This window comes from Actinomadura roseirufa, from assembly GCF_900659635.1.
Classification (GTDB): Bacteria; Actinomycetota; Actinomycetes; order Streptosporangiales; family Streptosporangiaceae; genus Spirillospora; species Spirillospora roseirufa.
Genome location: NZ_CAACVB010000368.1, coordinates 1 through 6,154, shown reverse-complemented (window position 1 = coordinate 6,154; position 6,154 = coordinate 1). Strand labels below are relative to the sequence as shown.

Below are 6,154 nucleotides of genomic sequence, written 5' to 3'. Positions count from 1 at the left end.
CACGCGGCGCAGCCGTCCGGCCGCCCGGCCGCGGCGCCCGGCGCCGCGCCGTCCGCGACACCGGCGCCCACCCCGCTGCCGACCACGGAGAAGGACCTGCGCAAGAGCCTGGACGCGCTGAACACCGAGGCGGAGACCCTCACCGAGCAGTACAACAAGACCCGCGTCGAGCTGGGCAAGGCCCAGAAGGCCGAGCAGGCGGCCGCGAGGACCGCCGCCACGCTGCAGGCACAGGCCGCGCCCGCCCGCGAGCGGCTCGGCCGGATGGCGGCCGCGAACTACATGACCGGCGCCCCCGACGCGATCTTCGGCGCGGGCGGCGGCACCAGCGGGCTGTCCGACACCGCCTACCTCGCGCAGAACCAGGCCGCCGCCGTCTCGGCGCTGCAGGGGCAGATCGACCGGGCGACGCGGGCGCAGCACGCCGCCGAGGCGCGGACGGCGCAGGTCAAGCAGGCCGCCGCGGCGGCCGAGACCGCCCGGCAGGCCGCCAAGGCCAAGGTGAGCGAGGTCATGAAGCGGCTGGACAAGCTGTCCACCACGCACGTCAAGGACCCCCGCACCGGCCTCTCGGCGACGATCAAGGGGTCGGACCTGCCCGCCAAGATGGTGCGCAAGGCGCTCACCAAGCTCGGGTCGCCCTACGTGTGGGCCGCGGCCGGGCCGACGACCTTCGACTGCTCGGGCCTGGTCGTGTGGGCGTACGCGCAGGTCGGCAAGCCGGGCCTGCCGCACTACACCGGGGACCTGTTCTCGATGGGCCAGAAGGTGTCCCGGGGGTCGCTGCGCTCCGGCGACCTCGTCTACTTCGGCGGGAACCTGCACCACATGGGGATCTACCTCGGGGACGGCAGGTTCCTGCACGCCCCGCAGACCGGCGATGTGGTGAAGATCTCTGATCTCTCGGATCGCTCCGACTTCGCGGGCGCCAACCGCATCACCTGAGCGGGCCCGCCCGACAGGGGCTCCCCGCCAGGCGGGGAGCCCCTTCGCGTTCCTCCGCCCGCCCGGCGGAGCCCGGTCAGCCGAGGCCCTCCGCGGCGAGGACGTCAATGACCGGACGGTCACCCGGCAGCCACGCCACGTCGTACAGCTCGTGCGGGCCCAGCCAGCGCAGCTCCAGGTGCTCCAGTGCCCGCGGCTCGCCCGCGACGATCTCGGCGGTCCACACCCGCAGCAGGGCCCGCTCGCTCAGCGGCCAGTCGCCGCCGATCCGGCGGCTCAGCCGCACCTTCACGCCCAGTTCCTCGTGGCACTCCCGGACCAGGGCGTCCTCGTCGGACTCCCCCGGATCGACCTTCCCGCCGGGCAGCTCCCAGCCGCCCGCCAGGTGCGCCGGCTCGGCCCGCTGCGCCGCCAGCAGCCGCCCGTCCGAGATGATCGCCGCACCCACCACGACGAGATCGATGTCGACCAGCCCCTTTCCCTGCTCTCGCCTTCAGTCTGAGACGGCGGCCCGGGCCGGGCCGGTTCCGGCGGCGCGGACGCCCGCCACGATCCGCGCCGCCTCCCCGACGATCTCCTCGAGATGGCCGCCGTGGGCGCCGCGCCAGTACACCTGCCCGCAGTCCGCGCACCGTCCGTACACGTCGTAGCTCGCGCGGGTGCCCGCCTCGAGGCCGCCCTCGACCTCGTGCTTGGACACCTCGGCGAGCGGCCCGTTGCAGGCGGTGCACCGCGTCCAGGGGCGGAGCTCGGGCGCGAACCGCTCCAGCAGGTCGCGAAGCTGGTCGTCTGGCCGCGACCCGCGGACGTACGCGCCGAACCAGAGGGCGCGGCGGCGCAGCAGCCCCCGGTCCTGGGTGAGCAGCACCCGGCGCTCCTCGTTCGCCTGGACGACGAGGGCGGGGTCGTCCATGTCGTTGTGGTAGGCGGTGTCGAGGCCGAGCAGCCGCATCCGCCGGGCCAGGGTGCCGAGGTGCACGTCGAGCAGGAAGCGCGGCGCCGCCTGCCCCGGCTCCAGCGGGACGGGCTGCGGGCGCGGCACCGCCTCGACCCGGACCTCGTCGCCGGCCTCCGGCCGGGCGGACGGCTCGACCCGCTCGCCGCGGATCGTCATCGGGCCGGTCTCGGGCAGCGGCACCCCGAGCGACTCCACGAGGTGCCCCAGCGTCGAGGTCCCGTCGTAGGCCACCCGCCGCGCGGGCTCGCGCCGGGCGGCGGGCAGGAACATCAGCAGTTCGTCGGCGATCCGGATGCGTATCTCGGGCTCCACGCCGCCAGCATGCCACGCGCGCCCGCCGTCGCCCGCCCGATTAATCACCGCTTCACCACCCGGCCGCCGCGCGCTCGGACGCGGCCCGCCCGGCGGGCCCGCGGGGACGGCCGGGCCGCGGCGTCACACGGCGGCGAGACGCGCCGCGGACGCCTCCACCGACGCCAGGACGGACGGCACGTCCTGTCCCCGCAGCACCCCGCCCCGCTTGACCACGCGGCCCCCGGCGAGGACGGTGTCGACGTTGCGGGTGTCGGCGTAGAGGACCACCGCCGCGATCGGGTCATGGGCCGCCGCCACCCCGAGCGTGTCGGTGCGCAGGACGAGCAGGTCGGCCCGCTTGCCGGGGGTCAGCGACCCGGTGACGGCGCCGGCCCCCGCGGCCTCGGCGCCCTCGATCGTCGCCATCCGCAGCGCGTCGGCCGCGGTGAAGCCCAGCCCGGCGCCGTCCGGGCGGCCGCGCTCCAGCAGGTAGGCGGCGCGCATCACGGAGAACATGTCCCCGGGGCCGCTCGCGACCGTGTCGGCGCCGAGCCCGGTCGGGACGCCCGCGGCGTGCGACCGCCCGGTGGGCGGCGGGCCGATGTTCAGGGACGCCTCGATGCCGGGCGTGACCGAGATCGTCCCGCCGGCGCCGGCGATGCGCTTGAGCGCGTCCTCGGTGTAGTGGTTGGCGTGCGCGTACAGGGTCGGATGCTCGATCAGCCCGTTGTCCTCCAGGAACGCCAGGCCGCGCGCGGCGCTGCTCGCGCCCTGCCCGCCCGTGTGGACGGTGATCGGCAGGCCGAGGTCGCGCGCCAGCCGCCACTCGTGCAGCGACCGCTCCTCCCCGGCGATCTCCGGTCCGAGCGCGGCGAGCACCATCGAGACCGTGCCGCCCGGCTCGTCGAAGTACGCGCGGCGGACGCGGGCGCCCTCGGCGGCGAACGCGGCGAAGTCGCCGTCGCCGCCGTAGCAGTAGCCGAACACGACGCTCGCGCCGGACGCCCGCAGCGCCGTGACGGCCGCGTCGGTGTGGTCGGGGGTCAGCTGGATGTTGGACCAGTCGACGAGGGTGGTGATCCCCGAGTCGAGGCATTCGAGGGCTCCGGCGAGGGTCCCGGCGTACACGTCCTCGGGACGGTACGCGGGCACCAGCTCGCCGAGGACGCGCGTCATGTAGGTGGGGAGCGTGCTGTCGGGCAGGATCGCGCGGATCCCGGCCTGCCAGGTGTGCCGGTGGGTGTCGACGAAGCCGGGCAGGACGATCCGTCCCGCCGCGTCGATCACCTCGGTGCCCGGGGGAACGGCCAGGTCCGGTCCCGTCGCGGCGATCCGGCCGTCCTCGACCAGCACGTCGGCGCGGCCGAGCACGGTGGGCGCGGGGGCGGTGTCGATGACGAGGCCGCCGCGGATCAGGAGGGTCGTTGTCATGCTTCAAAGCTTAAAAAGAAGCTTTTTAAAAAGCAAGTGCTGGACCGAGTACCCTCGTCCTGTGCACGACGAGGACGGCGGACCGCGGGACGAGATCGACACCGTCGCCGCGACCTGGCGGCGGGACGGGCTCGGCGAGCCGCTGATCGCCATGCTGGAGGTCGGCAAGCGGGCCGCGCGGATCGACTCCCTCGTGCAGCAGGCCCTGCGCCCCGAGCTCGCCGAGCTGGGGCTGACCTACGCCGAGTTCGAGGTCCTGACGGTGCTGCGCCGCTCCGGCGCGCCGTACCGGCTGCGGCCGAGCGAGCTCACCCGGTCGGCGTTCCTCACCTCCGGCGGCACCAGCAACGTCCTGCAGCGGCTGCAGAAGGCGGGCCACATCGAGCGCACGGCGAACGCCGGGGACGCGCGCAGCCGGTTCGTCCAGCTCACGGCGGAGGGCCTGCGCGTCACCGAGCTCGGCCTCGCCGCCTCGGCCCGGTCCTATGAGGAGGTCATGACGGGCGTGCCGCCGGAGACCGTCCGGGCCGCCGCCGACGCCCTGCGCGAGGTCCTCCTCGTCATCGGGCGGCGGCGCTTCCGCTGATCTCCGGCCCGGCCCGCGCCGGGCCGCCGCCGCCGCGCCCGGCTACTGCGCCGCCAGCTCCGAAAGTTTCTTCTTGAAGTCGGGGCGGGCGAGCGGGCGGGTCGTCCCCACCCAGTCGGGGCGCTTGTAGGACTTCACGCCGATGTTCGGTACGCACGTCGAGCAGCTCGCCACGACCATCCGGCCACCGCCGATGACCATCCCGACGTGACCGGGGTTGTCCGACGCGGTCCCGGGACCGGAGTTGAAGAACACCAGGTCGCCCGGCTGTTCCTTGCCCTTGCCGACCTTCACTCCGAACGGCCACTGCTCGAACGTCGTCCGCGGGATGGACAGGCCCGCCGACCGGTAGGCGGCCTGCAGCAGGCTCGAGCAGTCCCACGCGTCCGGGCCGTTCGCCCCGAAGATGTACCGCTTGCCGCGCTGCGCCATCGCGAACGCGATGATCCGCTGGACGAGGCCGCTCGCGCCGACCGGGAGGTCGTTGTCCTGGCAGTCGACGCCGTTGGACTGGACGACCTTGAAGTCGCCGCCGGCGTACCGCTTCGCCCAGTCCAGGACGAGGTTCACGTAGTCCCACGAGTGGTTGTACATGAAGATCGCGGTCCGCATCCGCTGCGGGGCGCCGTTGTGCTTGAGGTAGGCGGCGGCGGTGGGGATGGCGTCCGCCGGGTTGTAGCGGTCCTTGCGCTTGTCCTTGTTGCCATCGACCGCGAACGCGTTGAACGTCGGGGCGAGGAACTGCATCGGCCCGCCCGCGCCCGCGTAATTCTCGCCGCTGCTGACGCCGGGGAGCTTGGAGGTGCCGTGCCCGGTCTCGACCTTGCCGATGCCCGCCAGGACGTTCCAGGGGATGCCGTAGTCCTTGCCGGCCTTCTTGTACAGGTCCAGGTAGTTCGCGGGGATCGCCTTGGCGTCGTTCGCCGCCACGGGCTGCGCCCCGGCCTGCGAGACGTCCACGCAGCCACCGCCGCCGCCCGCGCCGCCGCCGAACATGAACTGGCTCGCGCCGAACAGTACCGGCACGAAGATCAACGCGATGAACAGCACCGCCGCGGCGCCGAGGGCGCCCACGGCCAGCATCCGCCGGGGGCTCATCCGGTACCCGATCCAGTGTCCCCGGCCTGTCCCCAGTCGGCGGGCTCGAACGAAGACACCCTCAGGGACCCGCCGTTCCGCAGCACGGTCACCAGGTACTGCCGGCTGTCGGCGGCGCGGGTGCCGCGCTTGGTGACCTGCTGCTTGCCGGTCACCAGGAAGATGAGCGTGTTGTCGCCGATGTCGCGCACCCGGTCGAGCGTCGCCGTGCCCTCCGCGACGACCTGCTCGGCGCGCCGGGCGTCCTGCAGCGCGGGCGCCGAGGCGTCCCGTTCGAGCTGGGTGCGCAGGTCGTCGCCGACCAGCCCGGCCAGCCGCCCGACGTAGGCCCTCGGGTCCTCGTCGAACCGGTACGTCCCGTACGCGGCGACGAACCGCTGCGCGGTGTCGGCGGCCGTGGTGAACTCGGCCTGGGAGAACGGCAGCAGCCGGTAGATGTCGAAGTCGCCCGGCTTCACGGGTGTCTGGATCCCCGGCGGCGGCGACGCCGGGCCGGTCGGCACGGCCGGCGGGGCCGTCACCGCGGCGCGCCGCCGCTCGTCCGGGCCGTCCTTCCCGCCGCCGGGCGCGGCGACCGTCAGATAGACGCCGGCGAGCGCGAGCACCACCACGAGCCCGGCGAACAGGAGCTTGCGCTGGCGGTCGTTCAGGTTCATCACTCGTCCCGGCCCGGCTCACCCTGCGCCGGGTCGACCGGGCGCAGCCAGAACGGGATCGGCGGCCCCTCCTCGGCGGAGCCGCGGCCCCACAGCGGCGGGGGCGCCTGCCGCCCACCGGGACGGGGTCCCGCGGCTTGAAGTCGAGCTGGGACGAGGTGTCCAGCCGCGACACCGCCTCCGCCC

8 protein-coding genes are annotated in these 6,154 nt (G+C 74.3%); 2 read left to right on the top strand and 6 right to left on the bottom strand.

What is annotated here, in order from left to right; all coding sequences use genetic code 11:
• On the top strand, nucleotides 1-945 hold a 945-nt coding region (locus E1291_RS38020), incomplete at its 5' end, for a C40 family peptidase (RefSeq protein WP_131742888.1).
• A gap of 76 nt (nucleotides 946-1,021) precedes the next feature.
• Here E1291_RS38020 and E1291_RS38015 read toward each other — a convergent pair.
• The 3 genes from E1291_RS38015 to E1291_RS38005 form a co-directional block, all read right to left on the bottom strand.
• Nucleotides 1,022-1,393 carry a (deoxy)nucleoside triphosphate pyrophosphohydrolase gene (locus E1291_RS38015; RefSeq protein WP_278045307.1) on the bottom strand — a complete coding sequence of 124 codons (372 nt, stop codon included), beginning with the start codon at nucleotides 1,391-1,393 and terminating at the stop codon, nucleotides 1,022-1,024.
• Nucleotides 1,394-1,438: 45 nt separating this feature from the next.
• Nucleotides 1,439-2,215 (bottom strand): Mut7-C RNAse domain-containing protein, encoded by a 777-nt coding sequence (locus E1291_RS38010; RefSeq protein WP_278045306.1) that lies wholly within the window; start codon nucleotides 2,213-2,215, stop codon nucleotides 1,439-1,441.
• A gap of 123 nt (nucleotides 2,216-2,338) precedes the next feature.
• Nucleotides 2,339-3,628: an amidohydrolase family protein gene (locus E1291_RS38005; RefSeq protein WP_131742886.1), complete on the bottom strand. Its 1,290-nt coding sequence runs from the start codon at nucleotides 3,626-3,628 to the stop codon at nucleotides 2,339-2,341.
• Between the two features lie 61 nt (nucleotides 3,629-3,689).
• Here E1291_RS38005 and E1291_RS38000 point away from each other — a divergent pair, with 61 nt between their 5' ends.
• Nucleotides 3,690-4,214: a MarR family winged helix-turn-helix transcriptional regulator gene (locus E1291_RS38000; RefSeq protein ID WP_165495491.1), complete on the top strand. Its 525-nt coding sequence runs from the start codon at nucleotides 3,690-3,692 to the stop codon at nucleotides 4,212-4,214.
• Nucleotides 4,215-4,256: 42 nt separating this feature from the next.
• Here the strand turns inward: E1291_RS38000 and E1291_RS37995 are convergent, their stop codons facing one another.
• The 3 genes from E1291_RS37995 to E1291_RS43550 form a co-directional block, all read right to left on the bottom strand.
• A complete protein-coding gene (locus tag E1291_RS37995; RefSeq protein ID WP_131742884.1) occupies nucleotides 4,257-5,312 on the bottom strand; it encodes a C40 family peptidase in 1,056 nt (351 codons plus the stop codon).
• Nucleotides 5,309-5,968, bottom strand: a complete 660-nt coding sequence (locus E1291_RS37990) for a hypothetical protein (protein WP_131742883.1) — start codon at nucleotides 5,966-5,968, stop codon at nucleotides 5,309-5,311. The genes E1291_RS37995 and E1291_RS37990 overlap by 4 nt, the downstream gene beginning before the upstream one ends.
• Nucleotides 5,968-6,154: hypothetical protein (locus tag E1291_RS43550; protein ID WP_207401158.1), on the bottom strand; the 187-nt coding region annotated here is incomplete at its 5' end. The genes E1291_RS43550 and E1291_RS37990, both read right to left, overlap by 1 nt.